Source organism: Mesorhizobium sp. M2A.F.Ca.ET.046.03.2.1, from assembly GCF_003952425.1.
Lineage (GTDB): Bacteria > Pseudomonadota > Alphaproteobacteria > Rhizobiales > Rhizobiaceae > Mesorhizobium.
Genome location: NZ_CP034449.1, coordinates 2,362,531 through 2,378,582, shown reverse-complemented (window position 1 = coordinate 2,378,582; position 16,052 = coordinate 2,362,531). Strand labels below are relative to the sequence as shown.

14 protein-coding genes are annotated in these 16,052 nt (G+C 65.3%); 6 read left to right on the top strand and 8 right to left on the bottom strand.

Annotated features, from left to right (window positions below; all coding sequences use genetic code 11):
• Positions 1–28: 28 nt before the first annotated feature.
• From hrpB to nhaA, 4 genes are all read left to right on the top strand, one after another.
• Positions 29–2,617: an ATP-dependent helicase HrpB gene (gene hrpB, locus EJ072_RS11280; RefSeq protein ID WP_126079769.1), complete on the top strand. Its 2,589-nt coding sequence runs from the start codon at positions 29–31 to the stop codon at positions 2,615–2,617.
• 347 nt (positions 2,618–2,964) lie between these two features.
• A complete protein-coding gene (locus EJ072_RS11275) occupies positions 2,965–4,290 on the top strand; it encodes an ActS/PrrB/RegB family redox-sensitive histidine kinase (protein ID WP_126079768.1) in 1,326 nt (441 codons plus the stop codon).
• Between the two features lie 224 nt (positions 4,291–4,514).
• Positions 4,515–5,078 (top strand): ActR/PrrA/RegA family redox response regulator transcription factor, encoded by a 564-nt coding sequence (locus EJ072_RS11270; protein WP_108703014.1) that lies wholly within the window; start codon positions 4,515–4,517, stop codon positions 5,076–5,078.
• 364 nt (positions 5,079–5,442) lie between these two features.
• Positions 5,443–6,636 carry a Na+/H+ antiporter NhaA gene (gene nhaA, locus EJ072_RS11260; RefSeq protein WP_126079767.1) on the top strand — a complete coding sequence of 398 codons (1,194 nt, stop codon included), beginning with the start codon at positions 5,443–5,445 and terminating at the stop codon, positions 6,634–6,636.
• Here nhaA and EJ072_RS11255 read toward each other — a convergent pair.
• The 5 genes from EJ072_RS11255 to EJ072_RS11235 form a co-directional block, all read right to left on the bottom strand.
• Positions 6,633–7,679 (bottom strand): RNA polymerase subunit sigma-70, encoded by a 1,047-nt coding sequence (locus tag EJ072_RS11255; RefSeq protein WP_126079766.1) that lies wholly within the window; start codon positions 7,677–7,679, stop codon positions 6,633–6,635. The two genes, nhaA and EJ072_RS11255, sit on opposite strands and share 4 nt — an antisense overlap.
• 42 nt (positions 7,680–7,721) lie before the next feature.
• Positions 7,722–8,468, bottom strand: a complete 747-nt coding sequence (locus tag EJ072_RS11250; protein WP_126079765.1) for an SDR family oxidoreductase — start codon at positions 8,466–8,468, stop codon at positions 7,722–7,724.
• 189 nt (positions 8,469–8,657) lie between these two features.
• On the bottom strand, positions 8,658–9,158 hold the full coding sequence (locus EJ072_RS11245) for an MmcB family DNA repair protein (RefSeq protein ID WP_042645842.1): 501 nt from the start codon (positions 9,156–9,158) through the stop codon (positions 8,658–8,660).
• Between the two features lie 71 nt (positions 9,159–9,229).
• Complete coding sequence (locus EJ072_RS11240; protein WP_126079763.1) at positions 9,230–9,418, bottom strand: hypothetical protein; 189 nt, start codon at positions 9,416–9,418, stop codon at positions 9,230–9,232.
• A 200-nt stretch (positions 9,419–9,618) separates the two neighbouring features.
• Positions 9,619–9,957 carry a hypothetical protein gene (locus EJ072_RS11235; RefSeq protein ID WP_126079762.1) on the bottom strand — a complete coding sequence of 113 codons (339 nt, stop codon included), beginning with the start codon at positions 9,955–9,957 and terminating at the stop codon, positions 9,619–9,621.
• A 166-nt stretch (positions 9,958–10,123) separates the two neighbouring features.
• Between EJ072_RS11235 and EJ072_RS11230 the strand changes: the two genes are divergently transcribed.
• On the top strand, positions 10,124–10,594 hold the full coding sequence (locus tag EJ072_RS11230) for a nucleoside deaminase (protein ID WP_126079761.1): 471 nt from the start codon (positions 10,124–10,126) through the stop codon (positions 10,592–10,594).
• 7 nt (positions 10,595–10,601) lie between these two features.
• Here the strand turns inward: EJ072_RS11230 and EJ072_RS35930 are convergent, their stop codons facing one another.
• Positions 10,602–10,766, bottom strand: coding sequence for a hypothetical protein (locus EJ072_RS35930; protein WP_189343293.1), 165 nt, complete (start codon positions 10,764–10,766; stop codon positions 10,602–10,604).
• Between the two features lie 399 nt (positions 10,767–11,165).
• On the opposite strand from EJ072_RS35930, the gene EJ072_RS11225 reads away from it, so the two are divergent.
• Positions 11,166–12,326, top strand: a complete 1,161-nt coding sequence (locus tag EJ072_RS11225) for a porin (protein ID WP_126079760.1) — start codon at positions 11,166–11,168, stop codon at positions 12,324–12,326.
• A gap of 91 nt (positions 12,327–12,417) precedes the next feature.
• On the opposite strand, the gene EJ072_RS11220 is transcribed toward EJ072_RS11225, so the two are convergent.
• Together EJ072_RS11220 and EJ072_RS11215 are read right to left on the bottom strand one after the other, a co-directional pair.
• Positions 12,418–14,697 (bottom strand): NADP-dependent malic enzyme, encoded by a 2,280-nt coding sequence (locus EJ072_RS11220; RefSeq protein ID WP_126079759.1) that lies wholly within the window; start codon positions 14,695–14,697, stop codon positions 12,418–12,420.
• Between the two features lie 138 nt (positions 14,698–14,835).
• Entirely contained in the window at positions 14,836–16,020 is a 1,185-nt protein-coding gene (locus EJ072_RS11215; RefSeq protein WP_126079758.1) for a glycosyltransferase, read from the bottom strand.
• Between the last annotated feature and the right edge of the window lie 32 nt (positions 16,021–16,052).

The following is a 16,052-nucleotide window of genomic DNA, read 5'->3' as shown; positions in this document are numbered from 1 at the left end:
CGACCGCGACCGCTGATATGCGGGCGACATGACGACGAAACCCCTGCCGGAGCTCCCGGTCACGGCCGTGCTGCCGGCACTTGGCGAAGCGCTCGCGCGGCGCAGCAGCGCCGTGCTGGTGGCGCCTCCCGGCGCCGGCAAGACCACGCTGGTGCCGCTGGCGCTGCTCGACGCGCCATGGCGGGGGCAGGGCCGCATCGTGCTGCTCGAACCGCGGCGGCTCGCCGCCCGCGCCGCCGCCCGCCGCATGGCTGAGCTGCTCGGCGAGGAGCCGGGCGGCACGGTCGGCTACGCCATGCGCATGGAGAACCGCACCTCGGCGCGGACAAAGATCCTGGTCGTCACCGAAGGCGTGCTCTCGCGCATGATCCTCGACGATCCGGAGCTGCCGGGCGTCTCGGCGGTGATCTTCGACGAATTTCATGAGCGCTCGCTCGATGGCGATTTCGGCCTGGCGCTGGCGCTCGACGTGCAGGGCGCGCTGCGTCCGGACCTGCGCCTGCTGGTCATGTCGGCGACGCTCGACGGCGCGCGCGTGGCGAAGCTTTTGTCGGAGGCGCCGGTGATCGAAAGCGAGGGCCGTGCCTATCCGGTCGAGATCCGCTACGACGAACAGCCGGCAGGCACGGCGGTCGAGGACGCCATGGCCAAGGCCGTGCGCTCCGCATTGGCCACCGAGCAGGGCAGCGTGCTCGCCTTCCTGCCCGGACAGCGCGAGATCGAGCGCACCGCCGAGCGGCTTCACGGCAACGTTGCGGCCGACACCGATATCGTTCCGCTCTACGGCCAGCTCGACAACAAGGCGCAGGACCAGGCGATCAAACCAGCGCCGGCCGGCCGCCGCAAGGTGGTGCTGGCGACCTCGATCGCCGAGACCTCGATCACCATCGACGGCGTGCGCGTCGTCATCGATTGCGGCCTGTCGCGCCTGCCGCGCTATGAGCCGGCGAGCGGCCTGACCAGGCTGGAGACGGTGCGCGTCAGCAGGGCTTCCGCCGACCAGCGCGCCGGCCGCGCCGGGCGCACGCAGCCCGGCGTAGCGGTGCGCCTGTGGCGCGCCGAGCAGACTGCGTCACTTCCCGCCTTCATGCCGCCGGAAATCCTCGAGGCCGATCTGTCCGGCCTGCTGCTCGACTGCGCCGCCTTCGGTGTCGCCGATCCGTCGAGCCTCTCCTTCCTCGATCCGCCACCGGCCCCGGCGCTCAACGAGGCAAGGGTTCTGCTCAAGGCGCTGCACGCCATCGATGAGGCAGGGCGGCTTACGGAAGCAGGCGCCGCTATGCGCAAGCTGGCGCTGCCGGTGCGGCTGGCGCATATGGTGGCCGAAGCCGCGAAGACCGGCCACGCGCTCGAAGCGGCGACGCTTGCCGTGCTTTTGACCGAGCGTGGGCTGGGCGGCGACAGCGCCGATCTGGAGCGGCGTCTGATCCGGTTTCGCGGCGAGAAATCGCCGCGCGCCAACGCCGCCAGGCAGCTCGCCGAGCGTCTGGCCAAACCCTCCCCCTTGAGGGGAGGGTCGATCCGCGAAGCGGATCGGGGTGGGGTCGCTTCGGGCACGCCAACGCCGAGCACGCCGCCGGCGACCCCACCCCGTCTCCCCCGCCTTGCTGCGCAAGGCGTGCTCGTCGACCCTCCCCTCGAGGGGGAGGGTAAGAACGCCGGCGCCCTCCTCATTCATGCTTGGCCGGATCGCGTGGCGAGGGCGCGCGGCGAACGCGGCCGCTTCGTGCTCGCCAACGGTTCGGGCGCCATGGTCGATGCCGCCGATCCGCTCGCCAACGAAACCTGGCTCGTGGTCGCCGACCTGCAGGGCAAGGCGCAGAACGCCCGCATCACTGCGGCCGCGCCGGTCGGCGAAGCCGATATCCGCGCCGCTCTTGCCGATCGCATCGAGACGAAGCGCGAGACGAGCTTCGATCGCGAGCGCCGCGCCGTGCGCATGCGCGAGACCGCCAGGCTCGGCGCCATCACGTTGTCCGAGCGCATGTTGCCGGCGCCGTCCGGCGCCGATGCCGATCGCGCCATCCTAGATGCCCTGCGCGAGCACGGCCTGTCGCTGCTCGACTGGGGCAAGGAGGCCGAGGCGCTCCGCCAGCGGCTTGGCTGGCTGCATCGCGGCCTCGGCGCGCCCTGGCCAGACGTTTCGGATGATGCGCTTGTCGAGCGCCTCGACGACTGGCTCCTGCCGTTCCTCGCAGGCGACGCATCCTTCGCGGCCATCAAGCCTGCGACTTTGTCGTCGGCGCTCATGGCGTTGGTCCCGCACGATCTGCAGCGCAAGGTCGACACGCTGGCGCCAACTCATTTCGACGCGCCGTCCGGCAGCCATGTGCCGATCCGCTATGACGGCGAATGGCCGGTGCTTTCGATCCGGGTGCAGGAACTCTTCGGCCTCGACCGGCATCCCTCGATCGCCAACGGCACCGTGTCGCTGACCCTGGAGCTTCTGTCGCCGGCGCAACGGCCGATCCAGATGACGCGCGACTTGCCCGGCTTCTGGCGCGGCTCCTGGGCGGATGTGCGTGCCGACATGCGCGGCCGCTACCCAAAGCATGTCTGGCCGGAAAACCCGCTGCTGGCCGCCGCCACCAGCCGCGCCAAGCCGCGGGGGACGTAGGCTTGCGCCGGAAGCCTTGGCGAGCCTCGCGTTACCGGACGGCGTATGTTGGCGATTGGCGCAAACACCCGTCACGTCGTCATCCACGGGTGGAGCTAGGAGCGAAGCGACGCGCGTAGACCCGAGGATCCATGCCGTGACCGGGAAGCGTTGCGACGGCTCAGAATTCTGCTCCGCCGCATTCTACGGTGAAGGTAACGGAATGGATCCTCGGGTCTGCGCTCCGCTTCGCGTCGCTCCGCCCGTGGATGACGAAATCGCGAAGGGCCTCGGCCAATGCGAATCGCGCGAGGCGCCTTTTACAGCACTACTAGCGCTTACTCTCCCGCGGTTATAATCGTAAGTCGATGATCAACATCCTGCGCGCGCCTGATTCCCAGCCAAGCCAGCGGTTGCGGCTCAACACGCTGGTTCGCCTGCGCTGGCTGGCCATCGTCGGCCAGAGCCTGACCGTGCTGGTCGTCGCCTATGGGCTGAAATTCCCGCTGCCGGTCTCGATGTGCTTCGCGCTCATCGCCTTGTCGGCGTGGATGAATCTGTGGCTCACCTTCCGCTATCCGGCCGCGCATAGGCTCACCCCGCTCTCGGCCTTCGCCATCCTGACCTTCGACGGCCTGCAGCTCAGCGGGCTGCTTTACATGACCGGAGGCCTGACCAACCCGTTCTCGGTGCTGCTGTCCGTGCCTGTTGTCATTTCGGCCGCGTCGCTGCCGCTGCGGTTCACCGCGATCCTCGGCGCGCTGGTCATGGTGGCCGCGACGTTGCTGGTGTTCTTCCACCTGCCGCTGCCTTGGTACCAAGACGCGCCGTTGCCGATGCCCTTCATCTATGTCGCCGGCATGTGGATGGCGGTCTTCGCCTCGATCGCCTTCACCGCGATCTATGCTTTCCGCGTCGCGGCGGAAGCGCGCCTGCTCGCCAACGCTTTGGCCGCCACCGAATTGGTGCTGCAGCGCGAGCAGCATCTTTCGGCGCTGGACGGGCTGGCTGCCGCCGCTGCGCACGAACTCGGCACGCCGCTGGCCACCATCACCGTCGTCGCCAAGGAGATGGAAAAGGCGCTCGGCAAGGACCCGAAATACGGCGAGGACGTCAGGCTCCTGCGCTCGCAGAGCGAGCGTTGCCGCGAGATCCTGAAGCGGCTGACCAGCCTGTCCTCGGAAGGCGAAGCGCATCTGTCGCGCATGCCGCTCACCTCGCTGATCGAGGAGGTGACGGCGCCGCATCGCGATTTCGGCATCTCGATCCGGCTGCGGCCCGGCGAGCGGATCGGCCCCGAGCCGGTCGGCCAGCGCAATCCCGGCGTCATCTACGGGCTCGGCAACCTGGTCGAGAACGCCGTCGATTTCGCCCGCAAGATGGTCACCGTCAGCTGGAGCTGGGACAATGAGACGGTCACCTTCTCCATCACCGATGACGGGCCGGGCTTCCCGGCCGAGATCATCGACCGCATCGGCGAGCCCTATATGTCGACGCGCCAGGGCACGGAGGCGGGCGGCGGCCTGGGGCTCGGGCTGTTCATCGCCAAGACCTTGCTGGAGCGTTCCGGCGCCAGCATCGATTTCCGCAATTCGAGCGGGCTCGGCGAAGGCGCGGTGGTCCAGGTCGTCTGGCCGCGTGGCGTCTTCCTCAACCAGGATCAGGCTTCGGCCACCACGTTCGACAATGCGTAAGCTTGGCTGGATGGTGCGTAGACCTTGCAATTACCGCATGGCAGCTCTGTTGCCGGCTCTAAAAATTGGACATTGCTCTTGCGGGACTGTATCTGCGTAAAAGTGAAGCATGTCGCCCAAAATTGTGTCTGGAAAAGCGGCATGCCCGAAAAACATGGACTTCGAGCGCCTTCGCCGGAATTCGTTTCGACGGCTGCGCTTTTGGTCAATAGGGTGCCGATAAGATGAGCGGAGACGAGACGGCTGGCGCAATGGTCGAGGGCGAGGACACCTCGCTGCTCATCGTCGAGGACGACAAGCCCTTCCTCACCCGCCTTGCCCGGGCCATGGAAACCAGGGGCTTCGTGGTCGAGACGGCGGAAAGCGTCGAAGAGGCCGTCGCCAAGGCGCGCGCCCATCCGCCGGCCTATGCCGTGGTCGACATGCGGCTCGGCGACGGCAACGGCCTCGATGTCGTGGCAGCCATCCGCGAAAAGCGCGACGATGCCCGCGCCATCATCCTGACCGGCTATGGCAACATCGCCACCGCGGTGACGGCGGTGAAGCTCGGCGCCATCGACTATCTGTCCAAGCCCGCCGATGCCGACGACGTCTTCGCCGCGCTCACCCGCACCTCCGGCGAACGTGCCGCGCCTCCGGAAAACCCGATGTCGGCCGACCGGGTGCGCTGGGAGCACATCCAGCGCGTCTACGAAATGTGCGACCGCAACGTGTCCGAGACGGCGCGCCGGCTGAACATGCACCGCCGCACCCTGCAGCGGATTCTCGCCAAGCGGGCGCCGCGTTAGGCATCGCTGGGCGCGCAGCATTATGCGCTACAGGTCGGCCTTGGTCCGGCTTGTGGTGAAGGAGCCAACCACCAAAACGGCGCTGCCCCTCACCGCCCTGCCGGGCACTTCTCCCCGTATAGTGACGGGGAGAAGGGGCTGGCCGCGATGCTGGCGCCTCCTCTGCAACGTCGGAGATTAGCGAAATCCTAGGCGAGAGCGCCCCTTCTCCCCGTTCCACGGGGAGAAGGTGCCGGCAGGCAGATGAGGGGCGGCGCCGGCGTTTCGGAAATGACAGATACGCCACGACGATTGCCGTCGATGCTTGCCCGGCCGTTGAAGTTTGCGCATCATCGCGCCGCCGAACGGGAAGTGAGGGGGAGAAATGCAGGCTTTGGATCAACGGCCGAAATCGATCCTGCGCGAATTCCTCGACAGCGAAGCCGCGGGCGGCATCATCCTGATGGCGGCCGCGGCCCTGGCGCTGATCGTTGCCAACTCGCCCTTGGCCGCGACCTATTTCGCCGTCCTGCATGCCTATCTCGGGCCGCTCAGCGTCTCGCACTGGATCAATGACGGGCTGATGGCGGTGTTCTTCCTGCTGGTCGGGCTGGAGATCAAGCGCGAGATGCTGGACGGTCAGCTCTCGACCTGGTCGCGCCGCGTGCTGCCCGGCATCGCCGCCGCCGGCGGCATGGTGGTGCCGGCGCTGGTCTATGTCCTGATCAACCGCGACAATCAGGCGGCACTCTCCGGCTGGGCGATCCCCACCGCCACCGACATCGCCTTCGCGCTCGGCGTGCTCTCGCTGCTCGGCAGCCGCGTGCCGGCCTCGCTGAAGGTCTTCCTCACCGCTTTGGCCATCATCGACGATCTCGGCGCCGTCATCATCATCGCGCTGTTCTACACCAGCGGCCTGTCGCTCGCTTATTTGGCCGCCGCCTTTGCGGTCATCGCTCTGCTGGTCGTGCTCAACCGCATGCGGGCGATGAAGCTCTGGCCGTATCTGCTGCTCGGCGTCGTCCTGTGGGTGCTGGTGCTGAAGTCGGGCGTGCATGCCACGCTGGCCGGCGTCGCGCTGGCGCTCACCATCCCGCTGGAGCGGTCACCCGGCATCAGCCACGATACGGAATATTCGCCGCTGCACCGGCTGGAGCACGGCCTGCACAAGCTCGTGCCTTTCCTCGTCATCCCGATCTTCGGCTTCGCCAATGCCGGTGTCTCGCTCGGCGGCCTGAGCTTCGCGGCCCTTGTCGAGCCGCTGACGCTAGGCGTCGCCGCCGGCCTGGTTCTGGGCAAACTGGTCGGCGTTTTCGGCTCCTCGGCGCTGGCCATCCGCTTCGGCCTCGCCGACCTGCCGGTCAATGCCGGCTGGCTGCATATGCTGGGCATTTCGCTGCTGTGCGGCATTGGCTTCACCATGAGCCTGTTCATCGGCCTGCTCGCCTTCGCCGCCGATCCGGCGCTTCAGGACGCGGTGAAGGTCGGCATCCTCGCCGGCTCACTGGTTGCCGCGCTGCTGGGCGCCGCCGTGCTGCTGACGGCGCCTGCGGCCGGCGCGGATGAGGATGTGGACTAGACCCTTAAGGCAAGTGGCTCCGGCGGCAGGCCGAAGGCCTCGAACAGGGCGGGGCCGAGCGGCGGGACATAGATCGTCAGCGAGGCAATCTTGCCGTCGGTGTCTTCGATGACATGCAGCGAATGCGGCCGCCAGATGGAATCCCGGCGGCCGAGCGCGTAGATGCCCACCGCCGGCTGGGCGTTGGCGCCGACGGCCACCGCCCGATAGCCGGCAAAATTGCCCCAGACGGTTCGAAGGAAAGCGCCGATCGCCTGATGTCCGCGGTACCATTCCTGCCATGGCGGCATGTGGTAGATGGCGTCCTCGCGCAGCAGCTCGACGAGTCCGTCCAGATTGTCGGCCTGCCAGGCCTGCATATAGCGTTCGAGCAGCAGGCCCTCGTCCGCACTGGACTGTGAGCGCTGCGGCGGGCGCCTTTGGCGCTCGCCGAGCGTCGCGCGGGCCCGCTGCAAGGCGCTGTTGATCGAGGCTATCGATCCGCCCAGCAATTGCGCGGTCTCGATGGCGGACCATCCAAGCACATCGCAAAGCAGCAGGGCCGCGCGCTGCCTTGGCGGCAACAACTGGATCGCCGCGACGAAGGCGAGCCGCACGGCCTCGCGGGCCTCGTAGCGCGCTTCCGGACCGGGTCGGTCATCGGCAATGTCAGGCAGTTCGGCGTCCGGATATGGCTCCAACCAGGTGAATTCGGTGGCCGGTCCGCCGGTTGCTCTGCCTTCGGAGGGCGGTCGCTCGGGCTGATCGAGAATGCGCCGCGCCGACGACCTTGCCTTGATCGCGTTGAGGCAGCTTTTGGTGGCAATCGCGTAGAGCCAGCCGCGCGCCGAGCCGCGCCCGTCGAATTGCGACCGCGCGCGCCAGGCCTTGAGGAACGTCTCCTGGACGAGATCGTCCGCCTCGTTGAGCGAGCCCATCATCCGGTAGCAATGCAGCTTGAGCGCCCGGCGGTGGGCGACGCTCAGGCGTTCGAAGGCCAGCCGGTCGAGGACCGGCTGGCCTTGCCTACCTAAAGGCTCGATAGGGCCGGAGGCGTCAGTCATGGGAAGCCCGGCGCGCTGAATTCGGCCGCCATCCTGCTCGCCTCACGCCGCTGCCGCAAGGCCGCTGCCGCTCACGGTAAAGGAACTGCCCTGCGGCTTGCCCGTCGCCAGCTCGACCACCGCCCGTCCGACATCGTCCGGCGTCTGCATGTCGCTCAAGCTGGCGAGGAAGTCGGCCGGGCGGATGCCCATGTAGGCGGCAATGCTGTCGATGCCGCGATCGCCGACCCCGGTGCCCGGCATGATGCGGGCCGGCGAAAGCGCCATGAAGCGCAGGCCGAGGCCGAGCTTGTCCGCTTCCTTCTGGCAGTGGCCGGCCAGAAATATCTGCATGCGCTTGGCGCCGGCATAGCCGCCTGAATTCGGCGGGCCGCCGGTGATGGCGGCGCCGCTGGCAATCAGCAGCACGCGGGCTCCGGGCTTCAGCCGACCCTTGAGGGCTTCGCGGCAGAACAGGAACGATGCCTTGACGTCCATTTCCCAATTCGCCGAGAAGATTTCCCAGCTCTGCTCCTGGATCGGCGCGGCAGCGGCGAGCGCGCCCGCGCAGATCACCAGCACGTCGGGTGCAAGCGCATTGAAAACCGCTTGCGGCGCGGCTTCCGTCGTCGCGTCCATGCTGAGGGTCTTCAAGCCCGGCCGTTCCCAGGCAAGCTGCTTCAGGTCGGCGGCGCCTCGGGCGACGGCAAGCACGGTCGCTCCCGCGCCAAGCGCGGCTTCCACGATCGCGCGGCCGACGCCCCGGCTGCCTCCAACCACGACGACATTCTGATTTTGCAACGGTTTCATGTGATCACCTCTTTTCCGGGCCGCCGGCCATCCGGACGCGCCTGTAGGTGAAGACAATCGAGATCGGCGTAAATCATCGGTGCGAGACGAAAATTCTCGTCGGCCGCAGGCGAGGGGTTCGCTTTGAGCCCTGGCTCGACGCCGGGCGTCAGCGGCAAGACGCCGGCGCTCAATCCTTGCGCAGAGGATCTACTCGCTCTCGCCGTCCAGCGCCGGCACGGCGACGCCGGCAAGCTCGGCTGCCAAGAGCCGCGCGGCGCCGGCGCGGGCAATCCGCAGCATCAGCGCCTTGCGCGTCGCGGCCGCCATGCGGTGCTCCGGCGCATCGCGCAGGATCTCCGCGCCATAGCCGTCGGAAAGGATGAAGCCGCATTCCTCGGGGAAGATGTCAGCCGGAACCCCGGGATGGGTGGCGAAGAAGAAACGGTCGGAATGCAGCCGGTAGTCCGGCCATTTGCGGTCGACGCGAAAATCCTCGATCGAGGATTTGATCTCGATGATCCAGATGTCGCCCTGCCTGGTCAGCGCGACGAGATCGGCGCGCCGGCCGGTGGCGAGCGAAAGCTCCGGCAGCACATGCGCGCCCATTTCTCTGAGCAGCCGCTGCACGCCGCGCCGCACCAGCATGGCGCGCTCCGACTGGCGGCCGTCGATCAACGGGTTGAGGGGAATCGGGGAAACGATTGGCATGGGAGCCACCATGCCAGATTTTGTTCACGGTTTGAACCCTGAGGGGCGGGCGATTATATATTTGAACCACCCTACTCTTGGATATCAAATCCGGTTGCCAGCCCTGCCAAGAGCATGGCTGACAGTTCGCGGGACCTCTCTGTGAGCCGGCGGTTGGTCTCTATGAGTTCTTGAGTTTCCTTGATGCGGACCAGGCTTTCCCATTCCCGCTGATAGACTTCCTTAGCAAGCTTTTTGGTGTCTTCGATCTGGTGCATCACGATGGCAGCCTTCAAATCGGGACGCGCGTCCGCCTAGCTCTAGAAACTCGCGACGCGGGAAACTGTTCCTTGGCGGCGAACGGCAAGCGCCGCACTTGTAGAGGCCGTGGCGCTCGACACAATGCAGCTCTTTCTTCGACGGCTGCGAGCGAACGCTTCCAGCTTGTAGTGGCACCTCGCGACTATCGCATTCGGGCCAACTAGCGTCCTTTGCGATTATAGTTGGGAAAGCCGAGCAGACGCACCTGCGGACTGTCGCGCATTGTATGGCTAACGGGTTTGCGGCTCAGCCCTTGGGGATGAAGACTGCCACACCGTAACTGCGAATCCTTCGCCCGAAACTCGTCCGCCAGAAGCCTGCCGAGGTGATCCCGGCTCAGGCTCCGCGTTTCCTTCAGGAACCACAGGAAGTTGCGCGGGCCGTCCGTCGGCAAGCCGCTTTCCTCGGCTTGGGTGATCACCCCGCGCTGGCGCTCTATCCGCTGTTCAATCTCGCGGATGTGCTGCTCGACGCGTTCGATATCTTCCTGGATGCCCAATGGCCCATGATGGCGGCGAAGATGGACAAAAGCAGCGTGATGAAACCCCAACGCCCGGATGGATAGGGGTCCTTGCAAGCGCTCGCTCGAAATGGCGGTGCAAGCGAAGAGAAGTTCTTGCTAATCATATGCCTCGGCAGCAATCTCGCCGTGAGAGGATTTCCCCATGACCCGTGATCAGATGCTCGCCCACCTCCGCTCCGCCGATGCCGTCGCGCGCGAGGCGGCGGCGCATGGGCATCATCCGTTCGGCTCCGTGCTGGTTGGACCCGACGATCAGGTGCTGATGCGGCAGGGCAATCTCGACACGGTGCGCCATGCCGAGACCGAGCTCGCCCGCCGCGCGGCGGCGGCCTATGAGCCGGAGTTCCTGTGGCAATGCACGCTGGTGACGACAGGCGAGCCCTGCGCGATGTGCGCCGGAACGATGTATTGGGCCAATATCGGGCGGCTGGTCTACGGCTACGAGGAGACCGATCTCCTCGCGCTCACCGGCGATCACGAGGAGAATCCGACGATGAACCTCGCTTCGCGCACCGTATTCGCTTCCGGACAGAAGAAGATCGAGGTCTTCGGTCCGTTCCCAGAAATCGCGGACGAGCTGCTCGCCCCGCACCGCGATTTCTGGAAGCGCTGACCCGGTCTCAGAAGCGGGCGTTCCCCGCCTCGTTGAATCGGTAGACCAGCGAAAACGAAAGGGTCTGCACGGTCGGTTTGAAGGCAATGGCGCTGTCCGGCGCGCCGGTTGCGGTGACATACATGCCGGCGCTTTTGCGGCCGTAGTCGGCAAAGCGGTGTTCGGTCTTCATAGACCAGCCCGGTGAAGAAATGCCCGTGTCCTGAGCGGTTCGGTAAGGTTGCCGCGCAACCTGCGACATAATTAGCCGGGCAATTAAGTGTGATATAACTGTAATAATTGGCACATTTGGCACATTCTCGGGATTTCTTAGTGTTTCGATTGTATAAAGTGTGCAAGTTGTCCCAATTTTACAAATATATGACGTGATATTTGAGCAACAAGATCTTTATAAGATTCAAAAAGACTCTTTTCGAACGCAATCTCTGTTGTACGTGACGACCGATTAAGTCATGTCCAGAGCGAAGAAGCGGCGCCGGTGCGCGTACTTTTTCAACGATGGGGACGGGGGTGGCAAACGCCGAACGGCATGTCAGGCCTGTCTTGAACCTTTGACTGGAGATTCAAGAAAATGAACATCAAGAGCCTTCTTCTCGGCTCCGCTGCGGCCCTGATCGCAGTTTCGGGCGCCCGCGCCGCCGACGCGGTGACCGTTGCCGAGCCGGAACCGGCCGAATACGTGAAGATCTGCGACGTCTATGGCGCCGGCTACTTCTATATCCCCGGCACCGAGACCTGCCTGCGCGTCGGCGGCTACGTCCGCTATGACGCCGGCGTGGGCGATGTCGGCTCGTTCGACGGCGCCAAGAGTGTCGACGTTCGGGACGGCGACGTCCAGAACACCTGGTTCAAGAACACCCGCTTCACGCTGAAGACCTGGACCGGTCAGGAAACCGAACTCGGCACGTTGAAGACCTACACCGAGACGCGCTTCAATTTCGGCGACAAGAACCTGGTCACCGCCGACGGTGACGTCGACAGCAATCCCGCCGCCAACAAGGCGACCGACCTGCATTTCGCCTGGATCCAGCTCGGCGGCCTGCGCGTCGGTAAGGATGAGACGCCTTATGACCAGTTCATCGGTTATGCCGGCAATGTCATCCAGGACACGATCATCCCGTATGGCATCAAGGACACCAACGTCGTCAGCTACTATTTCGACGCCGGCAGCGGCTTCTCGGGCGTCGTCTCGCTCGAAGAAGGCTCCGGTACCACCGGCACCATCGACAGCTATGTTCCACACGTCGTCGGCGGCCTGAAGTACAAGGGCGACTGGGGCGCGCTCACTGGCGTCGTTGCCTATGACAGCAACTACGAGGAAGTGGCTGGCAAGGTTCGCCTCGATGTCAACGTCAACAAGGAACTATCCCTGTTCATCATGGCCGGCTACGGCACCGACGACAACCTGAGCGACGATGCGGGCAACGCAGTCGATGCCCACGGGCGCGGCTTCTACAAGCCATGGGGCGGCAACTGGGCCGTATGGGGTGGCGGCACCTACAAGTTCAACGACAAGACGTCCTTCAATGTCCAGGCATCCGCCGACGACGACAAGAACTATGCGTTGGCGGCAAACGTCGCCTACACCATTGTCCCGGGCTTCACGATCACGACCGAAGTTGATTGGGATCATTTCGGCCACTTCGACGGCGGCACCCCGTTCGGCAATTGGACCAAGGCCGACAAGAAAGACAGCGTCGGCGGCATCGTCCGCTTCCAGCGCTCGTTCTGATTGACCCTACCACCTCATACGGAAAGGGCCCGTGGCATCGCCGTGGGCCCTTTTGTTTGATCCCAAGCAGGGCCTTTGACGCGCCGGCCCGTCAATTCCCCGCCGTATAGGCCGCGATCGCCGCCATGTTGACGATGTCCGAGTCCTTGGCGTTCAGCGAGACGATCTGGACCGGCTTGTTCAAGCCGACCAGCAGCGGGCCGATGACGGTCGAGCCGCCGAGTTCTTGCAGCATCTTGGTCGAGATCGAGGCGGAATGGAATGCCGGCATGATCAGCACATTGGCCGGGCCGGTGAGCCTGATGAACGGATATTGCGCCATGGAGCGCGGGTTCAGCGCCACGTCCGCCGCCATCTCGCCGTCATACTCGAAATCGACGCGGCGCTTGTCGAGGATGCGCACCGCCTCCTGCACGCGTTCGGAGCGCTCGCCCTGCGGGTGGCCGAAGGTGGAGTAGGCAAGCATGGCAATCCTCGGCTCGTAGCCCATGCGGCGGGCAAAGCCCGAGGCCTCCTCGGCGATGTCGGCGATCTGCTCGGCGTTCGGCATGTCGTGCACGGCGGTGTCGGCGACGAGCACGGTCCTGCCGCGCGCGAGCACGATCGACACGCCGATGACACGGTGGCCGGGCTTGGCGTCGATGATGCGGCGCACATCGTCGAGCGCGGTGGAATAGTTGCGGGTAACGCCGGTGACGATGCCGTCGGCATCGCCCAGCGCCACCATGCAGGCGGCGAAATGATTGCGGTCGTTGTTGATCAGGCGCTGGCAGTCGCGGAACAGGAAGCCTTTCCGCTGCATGCGTTCGTACAGATAGTCGGTGTAGATGCCGTTGCGGCGCGACAGCCTGGCATTGATGATCTCGATGCCCTGCTTGTTCAAGTCGATGCCGGCATTGCGGGCATTGTCCTTGATGACGTCGTCGCGGCCGAGCAGGATCGCCGTGCCGAGCTTCTGGTTCACATAGGAGACGGCGGCGCGCATCACCTGCTCCTCCTCGCCTTCGGCGAAGACGATGCGCTTGGGCTGGCGGCGCACGCGGTCGTAGATGCGCTGCAGGGTCGAGGCGATCGGATCGCGGCGGGCGGACAGTTCCTGCGCGTAGCGGTCGAGATCGAGGATCGGCTTGCGGGCGACGCCCGATTCCATCGCGGCCTTGGCCACCGCCAGCGGAATCGCCGAGATCAGGCGCGGATCAAACGGCACGGGGATGATGTAGTTGGGGCCGAATTTCGGCCGGTTGCCCTGATAGGCGGCGGCGACATCGTCCGGCACGTCCTGGCGCGCCAGCTCGGCCAGCGCCCTGGCCGCCGCGATCTTCATCGCGTCGTTGATGGTGGTGGCGCGCACATCCAGCGCGCCCCGGAAGATATAGGGGAAGCCCAGCACATTGTTGACCTGGTTGGGGTAGTCCGAGCGGCCGGTCGCCATGATGGCGTCGGTGCGGATCTCGGCCACTTCCTCGGGCGTGATCTCCGGATCGGGATTGGCCATGGCGAAGATGATCGGGTTCTTCGCCATCGACTGCACCATGGCGGTGGTCAGCGCGCCCTTGGCGGATAGGCCGAGGAAGACGTCGGCGCCGTCCAGCGCCTCGGCAAGGCTGCGCGCCTCGGTCTTGACCGCATGCGCCGACTTCCACTGGTTCATGCCTTCGGTGCGGCCCTGATAGACGACGCCCTTGGTGTCGCACAGGATGACATTTTCCGGCGCGAAGCCCATCGCCTTCATCAGTTCGATGCAGGCGATGCCGGCCGCGCCCGCGCCGTTGCAGACCAGCTTGGTGGTCTTCATGTCGCGGCCGGTGATCTCCAGCGCGTTGATCAGCCCGGCGGACGAGATGATTGCCGTGCCGTGCTGGTCGTCGTGGAAGACCGGGATATCCATCAATTCGCGCAGCCGCTGCTCGATGATGAAGCACTCCGGCGCCTTGATGTCCTCGAGATTGATGCCGCCGAAGGAAGGCCCGAGGAAGCGCACGCAGTTGACGAACTCGTCGGCATCCTCGGTATCGACTTCGAGGTCGATCGAGTCGACATCGGCGAAGCGCTTGAACAGCACGGACTTGCCTTCCATCACCGGCTTGGAGGCCAGCGCGCCGAGGTTGCCGAGGCCGAGGATGGCGGTGCCGTTGGAGATGACGGCGACCATGTTGCCGCGCGTCGTGTAGTCGAAGGCGCGGCTCGGATCCTCGGCGATGGCGCGCACGGGAACGGCGACGCCCGGCGAATAGGCGAGGCTCAGATCGCGCTGCGTCGCCATCGGCTTGGTGGCGACGATCTCGAGCTTGCCGGGCCGCCCCATGGCGTGGAATTCCAGCGCCTCCTCGGGACTGACGGAAGGGCCGCTGCTTTCGGTTTTCCTAGCCATGATGCCTGACGTTTTCCTCACCAAATTCGCGCTCTTGAGGCGAGCGCATCGTTTTGAACTACCGCTTAAGGCCATACTCAGCCGCTGTAAACCGCCAAGCGATCAAGTGACGGCGTTCCTCCGCGCTGCCGGCGACAGTCAAATCTTGCCCGATGAAATCGCCGCAATCTCACGAAGGTGCTCGCTGACCGAAGCCCAGCGCGTCAGCCCAGAGGTGCCGGCGAACGGCCATTCGGAGAAGGGCGGATCATCGCTTCCCAAGCGTCGCTTAAGCGCCGAGAGATAGGCCATCAGTTCCAACCGTTCCGCCTTTACCCTTTCAAGCGTGCGGCCGCGAATCTCCTCCCGCGGTATGGCCCGGTCGCGAAGCCGCTCGACCGCGCGGCGGATCGCGGCCGGCTCCGGCTCGGCGATAATGCAGTAGTCCGGATCGAAATAGACGTCGCGGCCGCCGATGCTCGGTGTCGAGACGATCGACAACCCGGCCAGCAGATACTCCATGCTGGAATACATTGCCCCTTCCACCGCCGACAGGCAGAGCCCGACCGCGGCCTGGTTGTAGACGCGGTTGACTTCGGCGGAGGTCAGCCGGCCGGGCAGGCCATCGACGAGCGGATTGGCGATGCTGTGAAGCGGCGATTGCGCCTGCAGGCGGCGAAGGAAGGCGCGGTCGCCGGCCGGCGGCAATTCGCCGATCGAGGACGTCACATGGACCAGTCTTTCGATCTCGAAGGCGAGATAGTGCCGCTTGGTGTGCGAGATGCGGCCATTGTAGACGGCATCGTACTCGACCGGCACGTCAGGCAGCGGCCGGAAGACGTCTTCCGAGATCATCAGATTGTGATTGGAGAAGATTGCATTGCCGCCAACGCCTGCAATCAGGCGTCGCTCTTCCTCTGTGTTGCAGAGAAAGATCAGCTCGTGTTTGGGGCAGGTCCTGGCGAACCAGGCGAGATCCTTGCGTATCTGCTCGACGACGGCCGGCCGTTCCAGCGTCCAGTTCGGCATCAGAAGGAAGGTAGCGCGCCGTGGCGCAAGGCGTCGGCAGAAGGCGGCGAGCGCGTAGAGAGGGCGCCTGCCGCCGACAGGTACATAGAGGATCAACGGATCGCGACTGAAGATGTGGAGAGGCATGTCGATGCCGCCATCGAGGCCCGAAATCGGCCCGCGCGCCGGAAGGATGAAGGGCAGCCGTATCCGCGTCCACGCCTTGATTTTGGTTCTGGTTCGGTTGGCTCGGTTAGCGGCAAGAAGCCGAATGCGGCCGAGCGAGCCGGCGGGGCCGACCATCTCCTCGAACGTCTCGTGTCCGTCCTGCTTCATCGCCCCACCATGTTCTCATGGGCCCGGACGAT

Coding starts and splice junctions, on each gene's coding strand:
- hrpB (WP_126079769.1), top strand. CDS start 29: ATGACGACGAAACCCCTGCCGGAGCTCCCGGTCACGGCCGTGCTGCCG.
- EJ072_RS11275 (WP_126079768.1), top strand. CDS start 2,965: ATGATCAACATCCTGCGCGCGCCTGATTCCCAGCCAAGCCAGCGGTTG.
- EJ072_RS11270 (WP_108703014.1), top strand. CDS start 4,515: ATGAGCGGAGACGAGACGGCTGGCGCAATGGTCGAGGGCGAGGACACC.
- nhaA (WP_126079767.1), top strand. CDS start 5,443: ATGCAGGCTTTGGATCAACGGCCGAAATCGATCCTGCGCGAATTCCTC.
- EJ072_RS11255 (WP_126079766.1), bottom strand. CDS start 7,679: ATGACTGACGCCTCCGGCCCTATCGAGCCTTTAGGTAGGCAAGGCCAG.
- EJ072_RS11250 (WP_126079765.1), bottom strand. CDS start 8,468: ATGAAACCGTTGCAAAATCAGAATGTCGTCGTGGTTGGAGGCAGCCGG.
- EJ072_RS11245 (WP_042645842.1), bottom strand. CDS start 9,158: ATGCCAATCGTTTCCCCGATTCCCCTCAACCCGTTGATCGACGGCCGC.
- EJ072_RS11230 (WP_126079761.1), top strand. CDS start 10,124: ATGACCCGTGATCAGATGCTCGCCCACCTCCGCTCCGCCGATGCCGTC.
- EJ072_RS35930 (WP_189343293.1), bottom strand. CDS start 10,766: ATGAAGACCGAACACCGCTTTGCCGACTACGGCCGCAAAAGCGCCGGC.
- EJ072_RS11225 (WP_126079760.1), top strand. CDS start 11,166: ATGAACATCAAGAGCCTTCTTCTCGGCTCCGCTGCGGCCCTGATCGCA.
- EJ072_RS11220 (WP_126079759.1), bottom strand. CDS start 14,697: ATGGCTAGGAAAACCGAAAGCAGCGGCCCTTCCGTCAGTCCCGAGGAG.
- EJ072_RS11215 (WP_126079758.1), bottom strand. CDS start 16,020: ATGAAGCAGGACGGACACGAGACGTTCGAGGAGATGGTCGGCCCCGCC.